This is a genomic window from Nocardiopsis sp. FR4 (assembly GCF_009830945.1).
Classification (GTDB): domain Bacteria; phylum Actinomycetota; class Actinomycetes; order Streptosporangiales; family Streptosporangiaceae; genus Nocardiopsis.
The window spans coordinates 293,401-313,879 of record NZ_VWVV01000005.1; the positions used below are offsets into that span (position 1 = coordinate 293,401).

A 20,479-nucleotide genomic window follows, 5' to 3' on the forward strand; every position below is an offset into this window, starting at 1 on the left:
CGGCCGCGCGCCCCGGGCGCCTGCCGGCCGCGGGAGCGGGCGGGGCTCAACGCAGCCGGGCGCGCCGCATCTTGCCCGAGGCCGTCCTGGGCAGCTCGTCCACGAAGTCCACCACGCGGGGCGCGGCGTGCTCGGCGATGCGCCCGCCCACCCACGCGCGCAGCTCCTCGGCCAGCTCCGGGGTGGCGGCCCGGCCCGCCTCCAGGACCACGCGGGCCCCGATGACCTGGCCGGCCAGCTCGTCGGGGATGGAGTAGACCCCGCACTCCTCCACCGCGGGGTGGTCGTTGAGGGCCGTCTCCACCTCGGTGGGGCCGATCCGGTACCCGTAGGTCAGGATGGCGCCGTCGTCGCGGGTGGAGAAGTACAGGGCCCCCTCGCGGTCGCGGATGCCCGTGTCGCCGGTCAGGTAGTAGGCGCGGTCGGGGGTGAAGCGGACCTGGGCGGCGCTGTCGTTGCCGTCGTAGCCCTCGAACCAGGCCAGCGGGCTGCGGTTCAGGTCCACCGCGACGCGGCCGTAGGAGCCCGGGGGAGCGGGGTCGTCGGAGATGGCCTCCAGGACCTCCACGTGCCAGCCGGGCAGGGCGGGGCCCACGGAGCCGGGGGCGGGGTCCTTGGGGGCCTGCCCGGTGTCGCCGTTGGGCACGCCCACGCACCAGCCCAGTTCGGTCTGTCCGTAGTGGTCGCGTACCGGTACGCCGAAGACGTCGGTGACCCAGTCGATGACGTCGGGGGAGAGGGGCTCTCCAGCGCTGGCCAGGCTCTGGACCATCACCTCGGGTGGCAGGGTCTTGGTGGCGGCGCGCAGGGTGCGGTAGGTGGTGGGGTCGGCGGCGAGGTTGGTGACGCCGTGGATGCCCAGGACGTCGAGGGTGAGTTCGGGGTCGAAGAATCCCGCGCGCAGGGCCAGTGAGCCGTGTCCGGCGAGCAGGGGTGAGATGAGGCCGTGGTAGAGGCCGTAGGCGGAGCCGGGGTCGGCGGTGTTCCAGTACACGTCGTCGTCGTGTACGCCCAGGCCGTAGTGGTGGTAGGCGTGCATGGCGGCCAGGGCGCGTACGGGGACGCGGACGCCGCGCGGGGGTCCCACGACGCTGGAGACGTGGACGATGGCCAGGAGTCCGTCGCCGCCGACGGCGGCGTCGGGGACGGGGGTGGTGTCGGCGCCGCGCCGGATGAGGGCGGTCAGGGTGTGGTCGCCCTCGCGCAGGGGGTCGGTGCCGGTGGTGGCGATGTGGGGGGTGGGGGTGTCGTCGTCGGGGAGGGGGTCGAGTTTGGTGCGGTACTCGGCGTCGCAGACGATGAGGCGGGCGTGGGAGTCGGTGAGGCGTTGGGCGATGGCGGAGGGGGCGTAGGAGGACAGGAGGGGGACGAGGACGGCTCCCAGGCGCCAGACGGCCAGGGCGGTGACGGTGAGGTCGATGCCCTTGGGGATGAGGGTGGCGACGCGGTCGCCGGTGGTGATGCCCAGGTAGGACAGGCCGGCGGCCAGGGCGCGGGAGCGTTCGGCGAGTTCGCCGAAGGTGAGGGTGGTGGCCTGGAGGGTGGGGCCGATCTCGGTGGTGGCGGTGGTGTGGGGGTTGTGGCGGTCGCAGAGGAGGTGGGCCACCGATGTGGTGGGTGTGTCGTAGGTGGCGATCCAGTCGCGGACGTGGTGCGCCGGGTCGGGCACGGGCATCGGTGGTGGTCCTCGTTTTCGGTCGGTGTGGTGGTTTCTGTGGGTTACGTCAACACTATGCCCACCTGTGAGGCTGGCCTCACTGGTGTGGGGTGGGGGGTTTGGCCATGATGTGGGCATGGATAGCGATGCTGTGGTGAAGAGGTTCGGTCTGGGTGCGGATGTGCGGGCGTGGTTGGAGGAGGCGGAGCGGTTGCCGGAGCCGGTGAGGGCTCTGGAGGTGCCGGTGGGGGAGCGGGCCGCGCGGGTGTTGGACCTGTTCGGGTTGGCGGAGGCGGACCGGGCCGAGGTGGAGGCGTCGTGGCCGGGGTCGGGTTCCGCTGGGGGGGAGTGGCCGCCGGAGTTGTGGCATCTGGTGGGGTGTATGTACCGGCGGTTGTGCGCGGACGCCGATCTGCCGGTGGGGGTGTGGCGGGACTGGCCGACGTTGGTGGGTGCGGAGGATCCGCGGGTGCGGGCGGCGTCGTTGTGGGCGTTCGCGGCGCGGGTGGAGGCGCAGTTCGAGGCGCACGGGGCGTTGGGGGTGGATCCGTCGGTGACGGCGGCGACGCTGGCTGACGTGGGGGTGCAGGTGGCGCGTTCGCGGCGGATGTTCGGGCGGTTGAGCGTGGAGACGGCGGCGTGGGTGGCGGCGCAGTTTCGGGGGCGGTTGTTCTGGGTGGGGGGTTTGCAGTTGGAGCCGGCGTTGCTCGGGCGGCAGGGGGATGTGGAGTGGTACGGGCCGGAGGAGGAGGCCGGGCTGGAGCCGGGGATGAGGTCGGGGGAGGCGGCGCTGCGGTTGCACATTCCCTCGGGCGGGTTGGATCCGGTGGGGGTGGAGGAGTCGTTGGGTCGGGCGCGGGGGTTCGCTCGGGCGCATTTGGGGTGTGATCCGGTGGTGGCCACGTGTACGTCGTGGTTGTTGGATCCGCGGTGGCGTGAGGTGTTGGGGGAGGGTTCGAACATCGTGCGGTTCCAGCGGCGGTTCACGTTGGTGGGTGAGGGTCGGCCGGGTGAGGGGGATGTGTTCCGGTTCGTGTTCGGGATGCCCGTGGTGGATGTGGGGGCGGCGCCGAGGCGGACGCGGTTGGAGCGTGCGGTGGTGGAGCGGTTGGAGTCGGGTGGTGGGTGGCAGGTGCGTACGGGGTGGTTGCGGTTGTCTGGGTGAGGGGCGTGGGCCGCCTTGGCCCTACTTGACATAATGTGAATTATCGGCGTTATGGGAGGGATGCGGGGAAGGGGCTGGGTGGCTTCCGTGGACCCCGTGTGTGCGGGTTTTCGTGGTGGCCGGGTGCTGGCGGGCGGGTGCGGCGTCGCGTTGGTGCGGCTGGCTGTCGGGGCGGCGGCGGGGGCCGCACCCTGCTCGCGGTCCTGGTGGCTGGACGCCGGCCTGCCGGGGTTCGGCGGGTTCGCGGGTTCGCGGAGTCGCCGTGTCGGGCGTGGCGGGATCGGTGCGGGCCGTGGTTGGTCGCGGTGTGTCTTGTCGGTCCCCCGGCGCCGGGTGGGGTCGTGTGTGCCGTGGGGTGCCGCTTCTCGCCATGTTTCATGCATAAACGGTGTTATGCATGATTTTGTGGTGTTCTATAGCTCCGTGCGTGGTTTGTGAGGATGTGTTGCCCTTGCCGCCTTCTGTGGTGCGCGGCTGGGCGGCCCCGCTGCCTCGGCGGCCCGGCCCTCCCCCCGCTGTCACCTTCCGGCGCGCCCCGGGCCGCCGCTCCCCCGGCGCGGTCCTCCCTCCGGGGGCGGCGCCGCACCCCTCCCCTCCCCCGGAGCCCCCTTCACCGGTGTTTGTTACACAGAGTGACGACTGTGGTTTCGCGGGCACTCCCCCGGGCGTCGAACGGGTTCGAACACCGGGGCCGGGTGCGGTGGAAGTACCCGCGGAATCGGGGATGCTGTGGGGTATGAGTGGTCAGACGGGGCCCGTGGTCGAGGCCGTGGAGCAGTACCTGGTGGCGCGTCGGGCCGCCAAGCCCTCCCCCCATACGGTGGCCGCCTACCGCCGCGACCTGCACGGGGTGCTGCGGTGTGTGGCCCAGGTGGTGGGGGCCGAGCCGGGGCGGGTGGGGTGGGCGGATCTGGGGGCGCCGGTGCTGCGGGCGGCCTTCGCCGAGTTCGCCGCCGAGCGGGCGGCCTCCAGTGTGCTGCGGGCGTGGTCGACGTGGAACGGGTTCTTCGACTTCTGGGTGTCGGAGCAGGTGGTGGCGGGCAATCCGATGTCGGCGGTGCCCCGGCCCCGGGTGCGGCCCTCGGCGCCCAAGCCGTTGATGGGTGAGGACACCCCCGAGCGGTTGTTGGAGGCGTTGGCGCGGGGGGCGCGTCGGGCGCGTGATCCGTGGCCGGAGCGGGACCTGGCGGTGCTGGCGCTGGCGTTGCTGACGGGGATGCGGTCGGCGGAGATGCTGGGGCTTCGGGTGGACTCGGTGGGCGGTCGTGCGGGTGAGCGGCGGATCCGGGTGGTGGGCAAGGGCGGCGGTGAGCGGGTGCTGCCGATCGAGGTGCCGTTGGAGGCGTTGTTGGAGGCCTACCTGGACTCGCGGCGGAGGCGTTTCGGGGCGGTGCGCGGGTCCGATCCCCTGTTGGTGGACAACCGGGGCCAGGGGTTGCGCCGGGGTGGGCTGCAGTACCTGGTGCAGCAGTGCTACAAGCACGCGGGGGTGCGTGACCGGGTGGCGCGGGGGACGTTGGTGCACGCGTTGCGGCACACCTTCGCCACGCGGTTGGCGGAGGACGGGGCGTCGGTGAGCGAGATCATGCACCTGTTGGGGCATTCCTCGGTGGCGTCCTCGCAGGCCTATATCGAGGTGACGGCGCGTGCGCAGCGTGAGGCGGCCTCGTCGAACCGTACCTACGGGGTGTTGCGGCGGTTGGTGGCGGAGGGCGGGGGTGGCGGGGGTGGTTAGGCTCTTGCCTGTGAGTACGAGTGCTTTGACGGTGTCGACGGTGAACGTGAACGGTCTGCGGGCCGCGGCGAAGAAGGATCCGGGGTTCGTGGGGTGGTTGTCGGCGACGGAGGCCGACGTGGTGTGCCTGCAGGAGACGCGGGCGGAGGCGGACCAGCTTCCGGCGGGGGTGGCCTCTCCTGCGGGGTGGCATGTGGTGTTGGCTCCGGCGGCGGCGCGGGGGCGTGCGGGTGTGGCGGTGTACTCGCGGCGTGAGCCCGATGAGGTGCGTGTGGGGTTCGGCCATGCCGAGTTCGAGGAGTCGGGCCGGTATGTGGAGGTGGATCTGGGTGAGGTGACGGTGGCGAGCCTGTACCTGCCCTCGGGTGAGGTGGGGACGGAGCGTCAGGAGGAGAAGGAGCGCTTCATGGAGGCGTTCTTGCCCTATCTGGTCAAGCGGCGTCGGCAGGTGGAGGAGCGCGGGCGTGAGCTGGTGGTGTGCGGGGACTGGAACATCGCGCACGCGGAGGTGGATCTGAAGAACTGGCGGGGCAACCGGAAGAACGCGGGGTTCCTGCCGGAGGAGCGGGCGTGGTTGTCGCGGGTCTACGGCGAGGCCGGGTACGTGGACGTGGTGCGGTCGTTGCATCCGGATCAGGAGGGGCCGTACACGTGGTGGTCCTACCGGGGGCGGGCCTTTGACAACGACGCGGGGTGGCGGATCGATCTGCAGGTGGCCACGCCGGGGTTGGCGGGGCGTGCGGAGTGGGCGCGGGTGGAACGTGCGGTGGAGCACGGGGGTCGCTGGTCGGATCATGCTCCGGTGACGGTGCGCTACCGGGGGCGGTAGGAGGAGGCGTCATGGGTGTGCCGATCGTTCTGGTGCACGGGTTGCGGGTGTCGGGGACGATGTGGCGTCCTCAGGTGGAGTTGTTGGAGGCGCAGAGGCGCAGGGTGGTGGCGCCTGATCTTCCGGGGCACGGGACGCGTCGGGGTGAGGAGTTCTCGCTGGGGCGTGCGGTGGACGCGGTGTTGGGGGCGATCGATGGTGTGGGTGGTCGGGCCCTGTTGGTGGGGTTGAGTCTGGGGGGCTTTGTTTCGATCGCGGCGGCGGGGGCTGCCTCGGACCGGGTGGCGGGGTTGGTGGCGGCCAGTTGTACGGCCAAGCCGGCGCAGTTGTTGGCGCAGGTGTACCGGATTCCGGCGGTGTTGATGGAGCGGTTGCCGGACAAGGGTGCGGCGGTCAATGAGCGGTTTCACCGGTTGACGTTGCGCGATGGTGCGGCTGAGGCGGTGTTGGGCGGTGGTCTGGCGGTGGAGGCGGCCACGGCGGTGATCGACGCGGTGTCGGAGATGGACGTGTTGTCGGCGTTGTCGGCGTATACGGGGCCGACGTGGTTGATCAACGGGGCGCGGGATCACTTCCGGATCCATGAGAAGCAGTTCTTTGAGGCGTGTGCGGATGGGCGGTTGGTGAATGTGCCGCGTGCGGGGCACATGGTGAGTTTGGATCAGCCGGTGAATTTTTCGCGGATCGTGGCGGATGCGGCTGATGTGGTGGGGGTGCGTGAGCGGGCTCGGGCGGAGGGGGCCGGGCCGGTGGCGGAAGTGGAGTCGGGTTCGCAGGCGGGTGCGGTGGAGCCTGAGGAGGGCTGAGGGGTTGGTGGTGTGCGGGGCGGGGGCCTGGTGGGCCCTCGCCCCTTTTGTGTGTGGGCTCAGGCGGAGGCGTGGGTGTTGGTGTGCGGGGCGGGGCGGTGGGGGCGTGGGGGCAGGCGGAAGTAGATGGTGGGGTTGCGGTGGCCGGGGTGGAGGGGGTCGGCGAGGCCGAGTTCGGTTTTGAGGTCGAGGAGGGCGCGGTGGGTGTGGGGTGCGCGGGCGGCGGAGGCGGTGAAGAAGCCGGTGGTGTGGTTGGTGAGCCAGGTCAGGACCAGGGCGCCGGGGGTGAAGGGCGGGGTGTGGGCGCGGGGGAAGACGCCGTGGACGTTGACGGGGGTGTGGGCGGGCAGGGTGGGCAGCAGTTCGCGCAGGGTCCAGCGGGTGAGCCAGGGTTCGTGTGCGGTGTCCATGAGGAGGTGGTCGATGTGTGGGGGCAGGTGGTGGGTGTGGGTGCGGATGTCGCCGCGGATGAGGGTCCAGCGTTGGTCGGCCAGGTGGGTGGGGACGGTGGGGGGTGTGTGGTCGCGGGTGTCGAAGGAGTGCAGGTGTCCGGTGCCGTTGTCGTGGAGGGCGGAGAGGATCCAGGTGGTGGCGTGGCCGTGTCCGGTGCCGATCTGGACGGTGTGGGCGGGGGTGTGGGCGCGTAGGAGCAGGTAGGTGATCTCGGCTTCGATGTCGTTGAGGTGGGGTGCGGGGTGGGTGCGGGTCTGGGCGCGGACGCGGGCGAGGTCGTCGCGGTGGGTGCGGTAGAGGGCGCTGATGTGGGCGAGGTCGATGGCGGGTGCGGTGGTCATACTCCCCCTACTGCTGGTGGTGGCTGATGTGAGTGCTGAACGTAGCAGTGTTGTTGCTGTGTGTTCATCTGGTGGTGGGCGTGTCGTGGGTGGGGTCAGCGTGGGGGTGGGGGGTGCCGGGGCGGACGAGGCCGGAGTCGTAGGCGGCGATGACGGCTTGGGTGCGGTCGCGGACGTGGAGTTTGGTGAGGATGTGGGAGACGTGGGTTTTGACGGTTTCGGTGCCCAGGAACAGGTGGGCGGCGATTTCGGCGTTGTTGAGGCCTTGGGCCATGAGGGTGAGGGTTTGGGTTTCGCGTTCGGTGAGGGTGGCGACGGCGCGGGCGGCGGGGGTGGGTGTGGGGGGTTGGGTGGCGGCGAGGTGGCGTAGGGCGGTGGGGAAGAGGAGGGTGTCGCCGCGGTGGGCGAGGCGGATGGCGGCGAGGATGTCCTCGGGTGGGGTGCGTTTGAGGAGGAATCCGGTGGCGCCGGCGCGTAGGGCGCCCCAGACGTAGTCGTCGTTGTCGAAGGTGGTCAGGACGATGACACGGGGCGGGTGGGGCAGGGTGTGCAGGGTGCGGGTGGCCTGGATGCCGTCGAGGCGGGGCATGCGCACGTCCATGAGGACGAGGTCGGGTCGGGTGCGGCGGACCAGGTCCAGGGTGTGGGTGCCGTCGTCTGCCTGGCCGGTGACGTGCATGTCCTCTTCGGCGCTGATGAGGGCGTGCAGGCCGTGTCGGATGAGGGTGTCGTCGTCGATGAGGGCGATGCCGATCACGGGTGTTCTTTCCAGGTCAGGTGGAGGGTGAGGTGCCAGGTGTCGTGGTGGGGGCGGGCGGTGAGGGTGCCGCCGAGGAGGCGGGCGCGTTCTTGCATGCCGGTGATGCCGTGGCCGCCGCGGGGGTGTGGGCGGTGGGTGCGGTGGGCGGGGGTGAGGGGGTTGGTGAGGGTGAGGGTCAGGGCGCCGGGGGTGATGTCCAGGTGCAGGGTGGGGGGTGCGGTGGGGGCGTGGCGTAGGGCGTTGGTGAGGGCTTCTTGGGTGATGCGGTAGGTCTCGCGGGAGAGCAGGGCGGGGACGCGGGCGGGGTCGCCGGTGATGTGGCAGGTCAGGGGGGTGCCGGTGTGGTGGGTGGCCTGGGCCAGGTGGGGCAGGTGGGTGAGGTCGGGCGGTGGGGTGCGGGGGGTGGTGGTGTCCTCGCGCAGGACGCCCAGGGCGTGGTCGAGGTCGGCGGTGGCGGTGCGGGCCTGGTCGGCGATGTGGGTGAGGGCTTGGCGGGCGAAGTGGGGGTCGGTGTCCAGGAGGCGGGCGGCGGTGGCGGCTTGGAGGGTGACCACGGACAGGGCGTGGCCGAGGGAGTCGTGGAGTTCGCGGGCGATGCGGTTGCGTTCGGCGAGGGTGTGGGCGCGGGCGTGGGCGGCGGCGAGCAGGTCGGTGGGTGAGGGTCCCAGGAGGTGGGGTGCGGTGCGGGCGAGGAGGTGGCCGGTCAGGGCGAGGGTGTAGATGAGGGCGGTGAGCAGGGCCAAGCCCAGGAGGGGGCCCAGGAGACGTTGGGTGGGGGTGAGGGGGTGGTGGCCGGTGAGGGTGAGGGGTCCTTGGGCGATGGTGGCGGTGGTGGGGGTCAGTGGTGTGGCGGCCAGGAGGGCGGCTTCGGTGAGGGCGGTCATGGTGAGCAGGCAGGAGGCCATGCCCAGGGTCAGGTGCAGGCACAGCCAGGCGCTGGTGCGGGTGGTGGTGCGCCAGGTGGGTGTGGGGTGGGGGGTGTTGGTGAGGGGGCCTTGGAGGAGGGCGCGGGCGAGGAGGGTCTGGGCGTGTCGGGTGCCGGGCAGGTAGGCGGTGGCGGCGACGGCGGCCAGGGCGGTGAGCAGGGCCAGGGTGTGGGTGGGGATGGGGGGTGCGGTGGTGTGGTCGGTGATGAGGGTGGCCAGGACGAGGGCGGCGACGGCGTAGGGGGTCAGGAGTGCGCCGCCGATGACGAGGTAGGCCCAGCGGCGGTAGGTGTGGGCGCTGGTCAGGGGGCGTAGGAGCAGGCGTGGGTGGGGTGTGGGGTGGCGCACAGGGGTGATCGTGGCACAGGTGGGGGTGGGTGCGCTTCCCTCTGGGGGGTGAGGGGGTGTGGTGTGTGTGCCTCTCCCCCGGTCTGGTGGGTGTTGTGGTGGTGTGGGGGCGGGGGGCGGGTGGGGTTTTCGGTGGTGGGGTGGGGGGTGTTGGGTGTGGTCCGGTTTTGCGGGGGTTGTTTCCTCGTAGTGGTGGGTTGATGGGTTGTTTTGGTGGGAGTGTTGGGGTGTGGGGTTGGGAGGGTGCCTAAGGTGGTCCGGGTGACAAGCGGTGTGACGCCGCCTTCGGGGGCGGCCAATGAGAGTACGACTGCTGGTAGCGGGCTGGCGCATTCCCTGCGCCGCCGCCACATGGCGCTGATCGCGATCGGTGGCTCGGTGGGGGCCGGGCTGTTCATCGGTTCGGGTTCGGTGATCCAGGTGGCGGGTCCGGCCGCGGTGCTGTCCTACGTCCTGGCCGGGGCGCTGGTGTTCTTCACCCTGCGGGCCCTGGGCGAGATGGTGGTGGCGGTGCCGGCGGGGGGTTCCTTCTCCGACTACGCCCGGTTGGCGTTCGGGCCGCGCGCGGGGTTCACCATCGGGTGGGTGTACTGGTGGATGTACGCGGTGTTGGTGGCCGCGGAGTCTGTGGCCGGTGCGGCGATCCTGGGAGGGTGGGTGCCGCAGGTGCCCGGGTGGGCGCTGGCGTTGGCGGTGCTGTTGTCGATGACGGTGGCCAACCTGGTCTCGGTGCGTTTCTTCGCCGAGACCGAGTCGCTCTTCTCCGTGGTCAAGGTGGCCACGATCGTGGCGTTCCTGTTGGTCGGCGGCCTGTGGGTGGTGGGGTGGTGGAGCGGTTCGCCGGGGCCTGGGCTGTCGCATCTGTGGGAGCACGGCGGGGTGGCGCCCAACGGCTGGGTGGCGGTGCTGGCGGCCACGGTGGTGGTGCTGTTCGCCTTCGGCGGGGTGGAGATCATCACGGTGGCGGCCGGGGAGAGCGAGGAGCCCGAGCGCGGGGTGGCCTCGGCGGTGACCAACGTGCTGTGGCGGATCGGGTTGTTCTACGTGGCCTCGATCCTGGTCGTGGTGATGGTGCTGCCGTGGGACACGGTGGAGCCGGGGCGCAGCCCGTTCGTGGCGGTGATGGAGCGGGTGGGGGTGCCCGGTGCCGCGCTGATCATGGAGGTCGTGGTCCTGGTGGCGGTGTTGAGCGTGCTCAACGCGGCGATGTACACCTCCTCGCGGATGTTGTTCGCGCTGACCCGGCAGGGGGACGCGCCGCGGGTGCTGAGGGGGGTCAACCGGCGGGGTGTGCCGGTGCGGGCGATCCTGTTGGGCACGGTGGTGGGGTATGCGGCGGTGGCGGCCGACTACCTGTGGCCGGGGCGGGTCTTTCCGTTCCTGGTGGCCTCGATCGGCGCGATCCTGCTGATCCTGTTCCTGACGATCTGCGCCTCGCAGCTGGTGGTGGGCGCGCGGGTGCGCGCGCGGGAGCCGCACCGGTTGACGCTGCGGATGTGGGCGTTTCCGTACCTGACGTGGGCGGTGCTGGTGGGTCTGGTGGTGGTGTTCGTGGCGATGGCGGTGCTGCCGGAGCAGCGTCAGGCGTTGGTGGCGTCGGTGGGTTCGGTGGCGGTGGCGCTGGTGGCCTATGAGTTGCGGCGCCGTTGGGGGGCGCGGGCGCCCTCGGAGGGGGTGTTGGAGGTGCCGGGCCGGGCGGGGGCCGGGGGGCTGCGCCGTGATGCGGGGGCCGGGTAGTCCCGTGCCCCGGGGTGTGGGGCCCGGTCCGGGTGCGGGCCGGGCCCCTGGTGTGTGGGCCGGGCTCAGTTTCCGAAGAGGGCGAGCAGGTCCTGTTTGTCGAACATGCGGGCGGTCTGGCGGGCGGTGGGGGTGCCGGCGTCGGGGTCGGCACCGTGTTCGGCCAGGAGGCGGACCACGGCGTTCTCGCCCTTGAAGACGGCTCCGGCCAGCGGGGACTGTCCGCGGTCGTTGAGGCGGTCCAGGTCGGCTCCGCGTTCGATGAGGGCGGCGACGGTGTCGGTGTGGCCGTGGTAGGCGGCCAGCATGAGCAGGGTGTCGCCCTTGTCGTTGGTGAGGTTGACGGGGAGGCCGGCGTCCAGGTACTGGGTCAGGGTGCTGGTGTCGCCCCGGCGTGCGTGGTCGAACATGCGGCTGGCGAGTTCGATGACGTCGGGGTCGGGTTCGGGGTGGTCGTTGGTCATGTTCACCCAGCTTAGCGGGGGTGGGGGCGGCGGTGTCGGCGGCGTCGGCCGGGTGCCGGTATTGGGGTGTTGTTTGGTGGGATGTGGTGCTTGCGGACGTTTTTGCCGCTAGGGTGCTGCGCAACCACTGAGAGGAGCACCCCCGTGCGACATTTCGTCGGCTTCCTGGCTGGTCTGGTACTGGGGCCCGTGCTGGTGCTGGTGCTGGTCACCGGTTGGGCTTTCTCCCACCTGCGCGGCCTGCACGGCGCGGGTCTGGGCGTGCTGCAGGGGGCCGGCCCCCTGGCGGTGGCGGGCCTGGTGGCCGTGGGTCTGCTGGTGGCGTTGGCCGCGGTGCCCCCCAGGCTCACCCCCATGCTGCCCCTGGGGGCGGCGTTGACGGTGGGGGCGCTGACCGCGGCGGCCGTGCTGAGGATGCACCTGGTGGAGCGGCTGCCGCAGGTGCCGGGCAGTGCCGGTGCGCTGGTGCTGTTGCCCCTGGGCGTGTTCGTTCCGCTGGTGGTGGTGCTGGTGGCCCCGGTGTTCGTGGGCGGGCGCTGGGTGCGGCGCGAGGAGGAGGGGCCCACGGAGGAGGAGGAGTACTTCGAGGGTTTGTATGAGGAGGACGGGGACGAGGCGGGTGCGGGACGTGCCCGGGCGGCGCGGGGCAGGACCTCGCACGCGCCCCGGCACCGGGCCTGAAGGGGGTGCCGGTCCGCTCCCCCGCTCCCCCGCGGCGAGGGCCCGCGTGCAGGTGAACGCGGGCCCTCGCCGCGGGGCGGGGTCAGCGCCAGGTGGGTCCCCACTGGGAGCTTTGGGACACCCCCGGGGGCAGGGGTGGCAGGAATCCCCGGCGGGGGGTGGCCGCGGTGTCGGCGGGCGGGGCCGGCCGGGGGGCGGGGGGTTCCTCCGTCGCGGGTGCCGGGGCGGGCGGGGGGCCGGGCTCGGTGCGCGGTTCGGGTTCGGGGGCGGGTTCGGTGGTGACGGGTTCGGGGGCCTGCGGGGCCTCCTCGGCCAGGAAGCCGCGGACGCGTCCGGGTTCGGGTGTGTCCTCGGTGGGCAGGACCACGGGTTCGGGCAGGGGCGGGTGGTCGGTGTCGTCGGCGGTGGGGATGGCCGGTTCGGTGGGGGCCACCCGCTCCCACCACAGGGCCGCCTCCTGGGGGTCCAGCTCGGAGTCGACCTCCAGCCAGCCGCGGACCTGGGGGTGTCGGCGTCCGGCGTTCCAGGAGCGGGGGTAGGGCTGTTCGTCCAGGACCAGGACGCGTTCGCCGTCCAGGGTGGGGATCTCGGCGGGTACGCCCTCGTTCCAGACCCAGGTGCCGTCGTGGGCGACCAGGTTCCACCATCCCCGGACGGTGTGGGCCTGGGGGTCGGGCGGGCTGTCGCGGAAGGCGCGGGTCCAGCGCGGGTCGGGGGGATCGCCGGGCAGGCCCTGGCCGGCGGGGCCGATGAGGGCGTCGGCGAGCAGGGTGTGGAGTTGGAAGTTGTCGCCGATGCCGTCGAAGAGGACGCGGAAGGCGCGTTGGGTGGTGCGGTCCAGGACCAGGGCGTTGGTGGCCTCGGCCATGCGCAGGAGGGCGCGGACCTCGTCGAACTCGGTGAGCAGGTCGCTGAGCTGGTTGGCGGTGGCCACGAGTTCGGCGTGCAGGGCGGGGTCGCGGCGGATGTGGGTGCGCACCGAGGATTCGCTGAGCATGGTCTTGGCGGCCAGGCCGTGGCGGCGGATGGTCCACCAGCACATGGTGGCGCCGGGGGCGTCGGGGCCCAGGTCGGCGGCCACGCGCGCCTCGGCGTCGGCGGTGACGGCGTCGGGGTCGGGCGGGGGGTCCTCGCCGGTGCGTTCCCAGGCGCGCAGGAAGACGATGGCGCCCTTGCCCATGGCGCGCAGGCGGTGCAGGACCTCCACGCCGGTGGGGCCGGGGTCGGTGCCCATCTCGACGAGGGCTCCGGCGACCACGCACAGGTCGGCGATGATGCCGGGGGCGGCGTGGCCTGCGGCCAGGAGGGGGGCCAGGGCCTCCAGGGCGAGTTCGCGTTCGGAGGCGGGGATCTGGGAGGCCAGGACGTAGACCCTGTGGACGGCCGGGGGGAAGTTCTGGGGGTCGGTGGCGACGGAGGCGTCGATCAGTTCTTGGAAGGCTGCGCGAAACTCGTCGACCATCAGAGCGTCCCCTTTCTCACGCAACCAACCTAATGTCTCCTCAGGTGAGGATCGCACTTTAACGGGTGTTTTCGAGGGCTGCTGGGGTGTTTGTTGACAAGCTGAGACACCCCGGTTCGCCGGGTAACGCGGGTCACAGTCCCAGGCGGGTGACCGCGTTGTCCTCCAGCGGGTTGGCGGTGCGGATGTAGTCGTGCACCGTGCGCGGGTTGGTCCACCGGCCCTGGCGCATGATCTCGCGGTCGGTGGCCCCGCCCAGCGCGGCCTGGGTGGCGAAGCCCGAGCGCAGGGAGTGGCCGCCGAAGGCGTCGGGGTCCAGCCCGGCCCGGCGCGCGTAGCGTTTGACCAGCTCCCCCACGGCCCGGCCCGACATGGGGCGCTCCCCCACGTGGCCGTGGCGGTCCACGGTGGGCAGCAGCGGGCGGGCGGAGCCGTCGGCCAGGTCGGTGCCCGTCCAGCCCTGGCAGTGGTGCGCCAGCGCCGAGGGGGACTCGTCCTCGCGCAGCAGGTCGCGCACGGCCTCCTCTCCCCCCTCGCGCCGGACCTGGAGCAGGTGCGACCAGCGGGCCAGGGCGCACACGGGGCAGGTGTGCCGGTGGCGGCCGCGGGGCAGGGCCACCACCTGGCCGTGGCGGTCCTCCTGGTCGGTCTTGGTCGGTCCCAGGCGCAGGACCAGGGCGGGGGCGCCGGTGGCGGCGTCGGTGCGCACCGTGAGGTCGTCGAAGGTCAGGGCGGCCAGTTCGCCGCGGCGCAGGGCCCCGCCGAACCCGGTCAGCAGCAGCAGGGTGTCGCGCCGCCGGGCCACGCCGTGGGGGTGTTCGGGGGCGGGTCGCACGGCCAGCAGGGCCTCCAGGGTGGCCAGCACCACGGGGTCCTTGCGGCGCGGGCGGGCCCGGCGGGTGCGGCGGATACCGCGCAGGGTCATGCGGACCACCTCGGCGCGGGTGGGTGAGGGCAGGCCGTGGGCGCCGTGGACGGCGGCGATGGCGGCGGCGCGCCGTTCGATGCTGGAGGGGGCCAGGGCCCAGGCGGTGCCGTCGGGGGTGCGGGCCTGGGCGCAGGCGGCCAGGTAGACGGCCACGTCCACCGGGTCGGCGGGCAGGGACTGGCGTTGCTCGCCCAGGCACCAGGCGGTGAACTGGGTCCAGTCGGTGCGGTAGGCGCGCAGGGTGTTGGGTGACTGGGCGTTGGCGAGGTAGCGGCCCAGGGTCTGGGCCTGTTCGGTGTCGAAGCGTTCGCGTACGCGGGCCAGGGCGCGGGTGTCGACCAGGACGCTGGGGGTGGTGTGGTCCAGGCGTTCGCGCACGGGGTCGGGCAGGGCCAGGTCCTGGCCCGTCCGGTCCTGGTGGGGGGCGCTCACCGGGTCCGACCGGGGGTGGGGTGCGGCTCGGCGGGCGGGGTCGGGGCGGGGTTGTGGGGTGGGCGTGCGCGCATGCGGTGTCTGTATCCTCCCGGGGCCGTGGGTGTGCGGAGTGGTCGGTCAACCCAGCAGGTGGGTGCGCAGGGCGTCCCAGAGTTCGGCGGGCGGCATGACCCACAGCAGGGGTAGGGCGGAGACCGCCAGGGCGGTGGTGAAGCCGATGGCGGCGATCCTGCGGCGCAGGGCCAGGGCGGCCGCCGCGGAGGCCGCGGGCACGGCCAGGGCCAGGACCAGGACCCACACCAGGGCGTTGCCGACCGCGTCCACGCTGGCCTGGGGCAGGGGCGCGGTGGGGTCGGTGGCGGTCAGGGCAGCCTCCTGCAGGTCCATGACCACGAACAGCAGGTGGGCCAGGGACAGGGGGGTGCCCAGCGCCCAGACCAGGGCCAGGACCACCCACAGGGCGGTGATGCGGCGGTCGGGCGGGTCGGCGATCACCACGGGGGTGCGGCTCACGGGTGCGCTGGCCGGGCGCGGGCCGCCGTCCGCCGGGCGCGGCGCGTCGCCGGGCGCAGTGCGGGGGGCCTTGCGGCGTCTGCGTTTCTTGGGTGACACGCGGGTAGCCTACCGCCGCTGGTGGCGGGGCCCGGCCCGGCGGGCGCGGCGCGTCGCCGGGCGCGGTGCGGGGGCGGGTCAGCCGCCCTGGGTCAGGTGCAGGGCGGCGACGAAGACGACCGGCCAGGCGAGCAGGGCCAGGGACCACAGGGCGGCCTTGCGGTCCCCGGCGACGGTGGCCACGGCGGCGGCGAGCAGGGGGATGCCCACGGCGGCGCCGAAGGCCAGGGTGAACCACTCGGCGGCCGAGCCGGCGTGGGCCTCGGCGTTGAGGCCGCGCAGGTAGCCCGCGGGGCCCAGGACCAGGGCGAACAGGGCCAGGAGGGCGACGACGACGCGGATGCCGGTGGGGTGGCGGGTGTTGCGGCCGCCGCCGGGGGCGGAGGGACGGTCAGACACGGGGGCCGGGGTGCCTTTCGGGAAAAGGGGTGGTCCACACGGGGCGCGGGCGCCGCCGGACAGGGGGAGGGCGCCCGTCCGGTGCGCGGTGGCGTCGGGGTCGGGTGCGCCGCTGGATAAAACGTACTCCACGCGGGAGGTGTCCGAAACCGGTGCCCGGGGTGGCGGGTGTGCTCAGGGGGGCCAGGGGCGGGCTCCCCTGACCAGGCCGGTGAAGCCCGCCAGCAGGCGCAGTTCGTCGATGCTGCGCGGGGTGGTGGTGAGCAGGTCGGCGGAGTGGACGACGGTGGCCACGAGCTGGGCGCGGGAGAGGGCCACGTTGAGCCGGTTGCGGTCCAGGACGAAGGCGGGTCCGCGGCTGGTGTCGGCGGCGTTGGAGGTGGTCATGGAGCAGATGACCGCGGCGGCCTCCTGGCCCTGGAAGCGGTCCACGGTGCCCACGCGCACCCCTTCCAGGGCGGGGGTGGTACGGGCGGCCTGGGCCAGGGCGCGGCGCAGGGCGCGTACCTGCAGGTTGTAGGGGGCCACGACGAGGATGTCGGTGCCGGTGAGGGGGCGTGGTCCCTGGTCGGGGTGGGGGGTGAGTTTGTCGTTGACCAGGCGGGTGGCCACGGCGACGACGGCCTCGACCTCCTCGGGGCTGTGGGTGGTGCGGCCTCGGTGGTGCAGGGCCAGGGTGTACACGCCCGGCGGGGTCTGGGCCAGGGTGCGCCGGGTGGTGTGGGGGTGGGCGTGCAGGCGGCCCTGGTAGGACAGGGCGGAGACGGTGGCGCACACGGCGGGGTGCATGCGGCGGGTCTGGTCGAGGAAGTAGCCGCGGGCGGGGTCGATGATGTGGCGTCCGGCCATGAGGTGTTGCAGGGCGGAGGCGTCGGCGCCCTCGCCGTGGGTGCCCTGGACGACTTGGGGCAGTTGTTGGGGGTCGCCCAGCAGGACGAGGTTGGAGGCGCTGGCGGAGACGGCGAGGGTGTCGGCCAGGGCGAACTGTCCGGCCTCGTCGATGATGAGGACGTCCAGGGGGTCGGCGAGCATGGCGGCGTTGGTCATGGCCCAGGCGGTGCCGCCGATGAGGACCGGTTCGCCCTGGGCGGTGTGCCTGGTGCGCCAGGTGGCCAGGGCCTGGGGGGTGGAGGGCTGGTCCCAGGGGGTGGGGTCCCCGGCGGGGGTGCGGCCCTTGGCGCGTTTGGCGGCGGGCAGGCGCACGCCCTGGTCGTGGGCGGCGCGCAGGGCGGCGGACATGACGTTCTCCACGGCCTTGTGGCTGGTGGAGCACACGCCCACGCTTTTGCCCCGGCGGGCCAGGTGGGTGATGAGTTGGGCGGCCAGGTAGGTCTTGCCGGCGCCGGGGGGTCCCTGGACGGCGAGGTAGGAGTGGTCCAGGGCGTCGACGGCGGCGATGGCGGCGGCCACGGTGTCGCCGTCGTGGTCGGCGGGGTCGGGCAGGGGGCCTGGGGGGTTGAGGCGGGGCGGCAGACGGCGCAGGACGTCCAGGCCGGGGTGGCGGGGCCAGTCGGGCAGGTGGTTCAGGGCGGTGCGGGCCACGGTTTCCAGGGCGCCGTCCTTGGGGGCGGGGTTGACCGGGGAGCCGGGCAGGACGGCCACGGGCGGGCGGGAGTAGGTGGCGTCGGGGTCGCAGGTCTCGGTGAGGGTCAGGGCGGTGGCGTCGGCGTCGGTGACGCGGGCCTGGGTGGTGGTGGCGGGTTGTCCGGGGGCGCCGGGGTAGAGCAGGTGGACGTCCTGGCCGGTGGTGAAGGGGTGGGGGTGGGCGGTGTCCAGGCGCAGGGCCAGGTCGCGGCGGGCCTTGCGCTGGCGGCCGGTGGGTTCGGTCCACTCCCCCGCGTGGACCTGCCAGGGGACGGCGCAGTCGGTGTCGGACTCCAGGTCGGTCAGGGGTGCGCTGGTGCGCCGGTAGTGCTCGCGCCAGGGGGGCAGGTTCTCGCGCTGGTAGTAGCCGACCAGGGCGGCGAGTTGGGCGCGGGGGTGGTGGTCGCCGTGGCGGTCGGCGGGGTCGTCGGGGACCTCTTCGAGCAGGGGTCGGGTCAGCGCGGCGTGGCGGGCGGCCTTCTCGGCGCGTTTGCGGGCGCGTTCGGCCTCGGACTCGGTGAGTTCGAGTTGGATCTGGGGGCGGTGGGTGATGCCCTGGCGGGTGCGGTGGTCCTCCAGCCAGTCGCGCAGGCGGGCGGTGGAGTGGCAGTCGTCGCGGTTGTAGGCGGCGATGCCTTCCAGGACGTGGCGGGCCCGGTCGTGGTCGCCCTGTTCGGTGGCGGCGAGGTAGGCGGCGTAGGCGTCGATGCTGGAGGTGGCGGTGGTGACCTGTCCGGTGCGGGCGGCGGGCAGGTAGAGGGGTTCGAGGTACTTGATGGAGTAGGAGCGCTGGGACACGCGCAGGCTCTTGCGGACCACGGTGTACAGGTCGATGAGGCGGTTCTCGCGCAGGAGCCGGTTGACCTCCTCCTCGCGGGTGGCGAACTCCGAGCTCAGGTGTTTGAGGCGGTCCACCTCGTAGGAGGCGTAGTGGTAGATGTGGGCGCCGGGGTCGGCGTCGACGCGGGCCAGGGCGAAGTCGACGAAGTCCTCCAGGGCCCTCTTCTCCTGGGCGCGGTCGTGGGCCCAGAAGGCGTGGAAGGTCTCGGTGCCGTCGGGGTCCTCGGTGGTGGCGCCGAAGAGGTACTCCAGGCCGCGGCCGCCGTGGGAGGCGGCATGGTAGGGGTAGCCCTCCATGTCGAAGAAGACGTCGCCGGGGCTGGGGGCGGGCAGGCTGGCCAGGCCGTCGGGTGAGAAGACCTCGGCGGTGACGGTGCCCTGGGGGTTGTCGGGGGTGCGGGTGGTGTCCTGGCGGACCTGGAGCGCGGCCTGGGCGCGGAGTTGGTCGAAGGAGCGGCGGGGCAGGGTGGGCGGGCGTTGGGCGTCCTGGGCGCGGGCCAGGGCGTCGATGGTGGTCAGGCCGGCGTCGGTGAGTTTGGCGGCCTGGTCGGTGCGTAGTCCGGCGACCAGGGACAGGTGGCGGGCGGCGGTGCGTCCCTGGGTGCACCAGGTGGCGTAGCCGCAGCCCTCGCAGGCGGGGCGGGGTTCGCCCCAGGTGGGGGTGGGCAGGGCGGGCTCTTGCCTGAGGCGTTCGAGGAGGCGGGTGGTGACGGTGTGCAGGACGGGGGTGAACTCGGCGGTGTCCAGGGTGTGGGTGCGGCCGTCGCCGGTGCGCAGGTGCATGCGGTGGGGGGTGTGGCCGGTGGCGACGGTGACGGCGTGGGCGTAGGCGGCGAGTTGCAGGACGGCGGCGGGGCCGGGGCGTCGGGCGAGTTTGGTGTCCCAGGGTTCGTAGGTCCACGCGGTGGGGCGGGGGGTGCGCGGTTGCCCGGTGGCGGGGTCCAGGTCGGAGCGGATGAGGAAGTCGGCGCGGCCGTGGAAGGCGACGGGGTGGGGGGTGGGGGCGAGGGGGTGGTGGAAGCTGGCCTGGTAGATGACGGGGGCGCCCTCGTGCATGGCCTGGGCGGTGGCGGCGGCCGCGCGGGCCAGGGAGGTGTCGTCGGCTTCGGGGGCGGGGATGTGGGCGATGTGGCCGAAGACCTCGTGGAGGCGGTCGAGTTCGGCGCGTTCGTGTTCGTGGCCGTGGTGGGCGACGAGGGGGTCGACCTGGTCGGGGCGGGGCGCTCCGGGCAGGCGGGCGGCCAGGGCGGTTTTGAGGGCGCTGCGGTGGTCGCACTCCAGGGTGTCGACGAGGTCGGTGGGTGAGACGACCCAGCCGGTGGTGGTGCGGAACACGCCCCTGCTCCCCTTGTGGTGTCGGTGGTGGGTGTGGGTGCTGGGGATTGTGTCATGAAGGGGGCGCGTGTGGGGTCTCCTACGCGCGGCGGGGGCGGGGTGTGCGTGTGCCCCGCGGCCGGGGGCGGGTGCGGGGCACGGGAGGAGGGCGGGGTGCGCGGGTCAGCCGAGGACCTGCCATTGGACCTGGCCGACTCCGGCGCCGGTGCCGATGATCTGGTCGAAGGCGGCGGTGGACAGGTCCAGGCAGCGTCCGTCGACGTAGGGGCCGCGGTCGTTGATGCGCACGGTCACGGACTTGCCGTTGTTGGGGTTGGTGACCTTGACCTGGGTGTTGAAGGGCAGGGTCTTGTGGGCGGCGGTCATGGCGGACGGGTCGAAGGTCTCGCCGTTGGCGGTGGTGCGTCCGGCGAAGTCGGCGCCGTAGTAGGAGGCCTGGCAGGTGCCGCTCTGCCCGGTGGACTCCTCCCCTCCCCCGCCTCCGCCGCTGCCGCCGGGGTCGTCGGCGGGGGTGTCGGGTTCGGGTGAGGGTTGTTCGGCGATGTCGGAGGCCTGGCTGGTGCCGGTGCGGGTGGCGGCGGCCACGGCGTCGGCGGCGCGTTGGCGGGCGTCCTCGTCGGGGCCGGTGGGGGTGTCCCCGACGGGGAGGGGGTCGGGGTCGGCCTCGGGGACGACCGTGGCGTTGACGGCGTCCTGGGGTTGGCCCGCGGCGGTGAGGGCGGCGGCGGTGGCGGTGCCGCCGACCAGCAGGGTGAGTCCGGCGGCTGAGGCCAGGACGAGGGTGCGCTTGCGGCGTGCGCGGGCGGCGGCCACGCGGTGGCCCACGGGTGCGCTGGCGGGGGTGGTGCCTTCGTCGACCGGTGGGGTCTGCGGCTGGGGTGTGCCCACGAGGGGAGTCCTTCGTACGGGAACAGGACGTGGCGGGTCCGCTCCGGTGTGGGGGGTGTGCTGCCCTGGGTGCGGGAGGGCGCGCGGGTGGAGC

General features: G+C 73.1%; 17 protein-coding genes. 6 read left to right on the top strand and 11 right to left on the bottom strand.

The window, feature by feature from the left end:
- Positions 1–46: 46 nt before the first annotated feature.
- Complete coding sequence (locus FYW95_RS09295) at positions 47–1,675, bottom strand: AMP-binding protein (protein ID WP_160050263.1); 1,629 nt, start codon at positions 1,673–1,675, stop codon at positions 47–49.
- A gap of 118 nt (positions 1,676–1,793) precedes the next feature.
- Between FYW95_RS09295 and FYW95_RS09300 the strand changes: the two genes are divergently transcribed.
- The 4 genes from FYW95_RS09300 (at position 1,794) to FYW95_RS09315 (ending at position 6,192) form a co-directional block, all read left to right on the top strand.
- On the top strand, positions 1,794–2,822 hold the full coding sequence (locus FYW95_RS09300; protein WP_159940219.1) for an acyltransferase domain-containing protein: 1,029 nt from the start codon (positions 1,794–1,796) through the stop codon (positions 2,820–2,822).
- Between the two features lie 736 nt (positions 2,823–3,558).
- A complete protein-coding gene (locus tag FYW95_RS09305) occupies positions 3,559–4,557 on the top strand; it encodes a tyrosine-type recombinase/integrase (RefSeq protein ID WP_160050264.1) in 999 nt (332 codons plus the stop codon).
- 10 nt (positions 4,558–4,567) lie between these two features.
- A complete protein-coding gene (locus FYW95_RS09310) occupies positions 4,568–5,386 on the top strand; it encodes an exodeoxyribonuclease III (protein ID WP_160050265.1) in 819 nt (272 codons plus the stop codon).
- A gap of 11 nt (positions 5,387–5,397) precedes the next feature.
- A complete protein-coding gene (locus FYW95_RS09315; protein WP_160050266.1) occupies positions 5,398–6,192 on the top strand; it encodes an alpha/beta fold hydrolase in 795 nt (264 codons plus the stop codon).
- A gap of 59 nt (positions 6,193–6,251) precedes the next feature.
- Here FYW95_RS09315 and FYW95_RS09320 read toward each other — a convergent pair whose 3' ends face one another.
- The 3 genes from FYW95_RS09320 to FYW95_RS09330 all read right to left on the bottom strand — a co-directional run bounded on the left by FYW95_RS09320 (position 6,252) and on the right by FYW95_RS09330 (position 9,020).
- Positions 6,252–6,986, bottom strand: a complete 735-nt coding sequence (locus FYW95_RS09320) for a class I SAM-dependent methyltransferase (RefSeq protein WP_159940227.1) — start codon at positions 6,984–6,986, stop codon at positions 6,252–6,254.
- Positions 6,987–7,050: 64 nt separating this feature from the next.
- Positions 7,051–7,743 carry a response regulator gene (locus FYW95_RS09325; protein ID WP_159940229.1) on the bottom strand — a complete coding sequence of 231 codons (693 nt, stop codon included), beginning with the start codon at positions 7,741–7,743 and terminating at the stop codon, positions 7,051–7,053.
- Complete coding sequence (locus FYW95_RS09330; protein ID WP_201294778.1) at positions 7,740–9,020, bottom strand: sensor histidine kinase; 1,281 nt, start codon at positions 9,018–9,020, stop codon at positions 7,740–7,742. Before FYW95_RS09330 ends, FYW95_RS09325 begins: the two co-directional genes overlap by 4 nt.
- A gap of 351 nt (positions 9,021–9,371) precedes the next feature.
- Here FYW95_RS09330 and FYW95_RS09335 point away from each other — a divergent pair, with 351 nt between their 5' ends.
- The gene (locus FYW95_RS09335; protein WP_159940233.1) at positions 9,372–10,757 is read left to right on the top strand and encodes an amino acid permease; all 1,386 of its coding nucleotides are present in this window, start codon (positions 9,372–9,374) and stop codon (positions 10,755–10,757) included.
- Positions 10,758–10,822: 65 nt separating this feature from the next.
- Here FYW95_RS09335 and FYW95_RS09340 read toward each other — a convergent pair whose 3' ends face one another.
- A complete protein-coding gene (locus FYW95_RS09340; protein WP_159940235.1) occupies positions 10,823–11,221 on the bottom strand; it encodes an ankyrin repeat domain-containing protein in 399 nt (132 codons plus the stop codon).
- Between the two features lie 144 nt (positions 11,222–11,365).
- Between FYW95_RS09340 and FYW95_RS09345 the strand changes: the two genes are divergently transcribed.
- Positions 11,366–11,902, top strand: coding sequence for a hypothetical protein (locus FYW95_RS09345; protein ID WP_160050267.1), 537 nt, complete (start codon positions 11,366–11,368; stop codon positions 11,900–11,902).
- An 82-nt stretch (positions 11,903–11,984) separates the two neighbouring features.
- Here the strand turns inward: FYW95_RS09345 and FYW95_RS09350 are convergent, their stop codons facing one another.
- The 6 genes from FYW95_RS09350 to FYW95_RS28705 all read right to left on the bottom strand — a co-directional run bounded on the left by FYW95_RS09350 (position 11,985) and on the right by FYW95_RS28705 (position 20,385).
- Positions 11,985–13,364: a hypothetical protein gene (locus tag FYW95_RS09350; protein WP_159940239.1), complete on the bottom strand. Its 1,380-nt coding sequence runs from the start codon at positions 13,362–13,364 to the stop codon at positions 11,985–11,987.
- A gap of 133 nt (positions 13,365–13,497) precedes the next feature.
- A complete protein-coding gene (locus FYW95_RS09355) occupies positions 13,498–14,724 on the bottom strand; it encodes a site-specific integrase (protein WP_159940241.1) in 1,227 nt (408 codons plus the stop codon).
- 120 nt (positions 14,725–14,844) lie between these two features.
- On the bottom strand, positions 14,845–15,339 hold the full coding sequence (locus FYW95_RS09360) for a hypothetical protein (protein WP_159940243.1): 495 nt from the start codon (positions 15,337–15,339) through the stop codon (positions 14,845–14,847).
- A gap of 78 nt (positions 15,340–15,417) precedes the next feature.
- Positions 15,418–15,738 (bottom strand): hypothetical protein, encoded by a 321-nt coding sequence (locus FYW95_RS09365; RefSeq protein WP_159940245.1) that lies wholly within the window; start codon positions 15,736–15,738, stop codon positions 15,418–15,420.
- 174 nt (positions 15,739–15,912) lie between these two features.
- On the bottom strand, positions 15,913–19,497 hold the full coding sequence (locus FYW95_RS09370; RefSeq protein ID WP_159940247.1) for a TM0106 family RecB-like putative nuclease: 3,585 nt from the start codon (positions 19,495–19,497) through the stop codon (positions 15,913–15,915).
- Between the two features lie 162 nt (positions 19,498–19,659).
- Positions 19,660–20,385: a septal ring lytic transglycosylase RlpA family protein gene (locus FYW95_RS28705; protein WP_305081014.1), complete on the bottom strand. Its 726-nt coding sequence runs from the start codon at positions 20,383–20,385 to the stop codon at positions 19,660–19,662.
- Positions 20,386–20,479: the final 94 nt, after the last annotated feature.

Excerpts from the sequence above, each read along its gene's own strand:
- FYW95_RS09295 (WP_160050263.1), bottom strand. The coding sequence starts at position 1,675 with ATGCCCGTGCCCGACCCGGCGCACCACGTCCGCGACTGGATCGCCACC.
- FYW95_RS09300 (WP_159940219.1), top strand. The coding sequence starts at position 1,794 with ATGGATAGCGATGCTGTGGTGAAGAGGTTCGGTCTGGGTGCGGATGTG.
- FYW95_RS09305 (WP_160050264.1), top strand. The coding sequence starts at position 3,559 with ATGAGTGGTCAGACGGGGCCCGTGGTCGAGGCCGTGGAGCAGTACCTG.
- FYW95_RS09315 (WP_160050266.1), top strand. The coding sequence starts at position 5,398 with ATGGGTGTGCCGATCGTTCTGGTGCACGGGTTGCGGGTGTCGGGGACG.
- FYW95_RS09320 (WP_159940227.1), bottom strand. The coding sequence starts at position 6,986 with ATGACCACCGCACCCGCCATCGACCTCGCCCACATCAGCGCCCTCTAC.
- FYW95_RS09335 (WP_159940233.1), top strand. The coding sequence starts at position 9,372 with ATGGCGCTGATCGCGATCGGTGGCTCGGTGGGGGCCGGGCTGTTCATC.
- FYW95_RS09340 (WP_159940235.1), bottom strand. The coding sequence starts at position 11,221 with ATGACCAACGACCACCCCGAACCCGACCCCGACGTCATCGAACTCGCC.
- FYW95_RS09350 (WP_159940239.1), bottom strand. The coding sequence starts at position 13,364 with ATGGTCGACGAGTTTCGCGCAGCCTTCCAAGAACTGATCGACGCCTCC.